The following is a 2,171-nucleotide window of genomic DNA, read 5'->3' on the forward strand; positions in this document are numbered from 1 at the left end:
TTGCCGTTCTTGCCGCCGCCGCCGTACAGCAGCGCGCCGCCGCGCAGGTCCGCCTCCTTCAGGATGGCGCGCTTCAGCTTGGCGCCGCGCATGTGCGCACCGCGCAGGTCGGCGCGGTAGAGGTTGCAGCCGGTCAGGTCGGCCTTGGTCAGATGGGCGGCGAACAGGTCGGCGTGGCTGAGGTTGGCGTTGGACAGGTCGGCATGCGTCAGGTTAGCGCCGGACAGCTTGCCCGACGTCAGGTTCACGCCCGAAAGGTTGGAGCCCTCCAGGTTGGCCATGGTGAGGTTGGCGCGCGCACCACCCTGCTTGTTCTTCAGCCAACGCTCGTGCTTTTCCAGCACGGCCACCAACTCGTGCGGCGTCATGTCCCCGTTCCGGCTGACTTCGCGGCCGTCCCCACTGCGGCCGCTTTCCGAAGGGATGAACCCTGTCGGGATGGGGTAGTTTCTTAAAATAATCTGTTCTAATCGTTAAGGGGATTCCCGCACCGGGGAAAACAGGCACGAACGCAGGGTTGGGGAGAGGATCACGATGGTGCACAAGCACACCGTCGCGTCGTTCGACGAGGAACTGGGCCGGCTGCACGACATGATCGAGCGCATGGGCCGGCTGGCCGAGGGGCAGCTCGCCGCCGCGCTGAAGGTGATGGCCGAGCGCGACGCCGAGGCGGCGGCCGAAATCATCAAGGCCGACGCCGAGATCGACCGGCTGGAGGCGCAGGTGGAAAGCCTGGCCGTGCGCATGCTGGCCCTGCGCCAGCCGATGGCCAGCGACCTGCGCGAGATCGTCGCCGCCTTCAAGATCTCGTCCAACCTGGAACGGGTCGGCGATTTCGCCAGCTCCATCGCCAAGCGGGCGGTGACGCTGAGCACGCTGCCGGCGATCCCGCCCGTGCAGTCCTTCGGCTGGATGGGCGAGAGCGTGCTGGGCATGCTGCGCGACGTGGTGACCGCCTACCGCGCCAAGGACGCGGCCCTGGCGCTGGCCGTGCGCAACCGCGACAGCGAGGTGGACCACGCCTACACCGGCCTGTTCCGCGAACTGCTGACCTACATGATGGAGTCGCCGCAGCAGATCACCGGCTGCACGCACCTGCTGTTCGCCGCCAAGTCGGTGGAGCGCGCGGGCGACCACATCACCAACATCGCGGAGAACATCTGCTTCCTGGTGCAGGGCCACCTGCCGGCCGAGGAGCGGCTGAAGGACGATCAGAGCAGCTACACCGTCGTTGGCAAGCCCGACTCGGAAGGCTGAGCCCCAGAGGCTGAAACGCGGCGGGAACCGCCGCCGCGGCGCCGGGTTTCCCGTTCGGGATTACCGAACGGGAACACGCGCGCCATGATCGCCGGGATCATCGAAGACGACCACGACGCCGGACGGGAACTGCTGGCCGCCATCGGCAACGCGCCGCAGCCGGCGTGGGAAGAGCGGGCCGGCGAGATGCAGGCGCTGGCCGAACGCTGGCGCGCGCACGGCGCCATGCTGGAGCAGGCGGTCTTTCCGGCATTGGGCACGGGGGCGCTGGGTGCGGGGGAGGGGAGCGTCGGCGAATTCCGCGACCTGCACCGCACGGTGGCCGGGCTGGCGGAGGATCTGGCGCGCCGCGCGCCGTCGGGCGAGACGGACGGGCACTGGCTCACCGACTTCGAACGGCTGAAGGCCGCCTTCGACACCCAGTGCGAGCGCGAGAGCGGGGCGCTGGTGCGGCAGATCCGCGAGCGCCTGACGCCCGACGCCATCGGCGAGATGACGCGCCGCGCCCGCGCGCTGCGGCAGCCGCGCGCGGCATGACGCAAAGCTGCCTGAAGGGGTAGGCCGGGAATAATCGGCGCCGCGGAAACGTCCTTCCCGATCGGAGGCCGCCTTCACAGCCTCCGCTTCAGGGAGGAAGCCATGCTCCGCACAACGTTCCTTGCGGCCCTGCTTGCCGTCGCCTTCACCGGCACGGCGTTCGCCAACAGCTGCCCGCGCCACATGAAGGCCATCGACGAGGCGCTGGCGAAGAACCCGCAGCTCACTTCGGCGCAACTGGCCGAGGTGAAAAAGCTGCGCACCGATGGAGAAAACCTCCACAAGGCGGGCAAGCACGCCGAATCGGAGGCCGCGCTCATGAAGGCCGAGGGCATGCTCGGCATCAAGTGAGCGCCGGCGGGCGTAGGTCGGGGTGA

Annotated in this window: 4 protein-coding genes; 3 read left to right on the plus strand and 1 reads right to left on the minus strand. The window is 68.8% G+C overall.

Features of this window, described 5'->3' with window-relative positions:
• Window positions 1–368: pentapeptide repeat-containing protein (locus VED21_RS12420; protein ID WP_324882676.1), on the minus strand; the 368-nt coding region annotated here is incomplete at its 3' end.
• A gap of 166 nt (window positions 369–534) precedes the next feature.
• Between VED21_RS12420 and phoU the strand changes: the two genes are divergently transcribed.
• The 3 genes from phoU (at window position 535) to VED21_RS12435 (ending at window position 2,145) form a co-directional block, all read left to right on the plus strand.
• Window positions 535–1,257, plus strand: a complete 723-nt coding sequence (phoU, locus tag VED21_RS12425) for a phosphate signaling complex protein PhoU (RefSeq protein ID WP_324882677.1) — start codon at window positions 535–537, stop codon at window positions 1,255–1,257.
• A gap of 84 nt (window positions 1,258–1,341) precedes the next feature.
• On the plus strand, window positions 1,342–1,794 hold the full coding sequence (locus VED21_RS12430; RefSeq protein WP_324882678.1) for a hemerythrin domain-containing protein: 453 nt from the start codon (window positions 1,342–1,344) through the stop codon (window positions 1,792–1,794).
• Window positions 1,795–1,896: 102 nt separating this feature from the next.
• Complete coding sequence (locus VED21_RS12435; RefSeq protein ID WP_324882679.1) at window positions 1,897–2,145, plus strand: hypothetical protein; 249 nt, start codon at window positions 1,897–1,899, stop codon at window positions 2,143–2,145.
• Window positions 2,146–2,171 lie beyond the last annotated feature (26 nt).

It is taken from the genome of Azospirillum sp. (genome assembly GCF_035627195.1).
GTDB lineage: Bacteria > Pseudomonadota > Alphaproteobacteria > Azospirillales > Azospirillaceae > Azospirillum.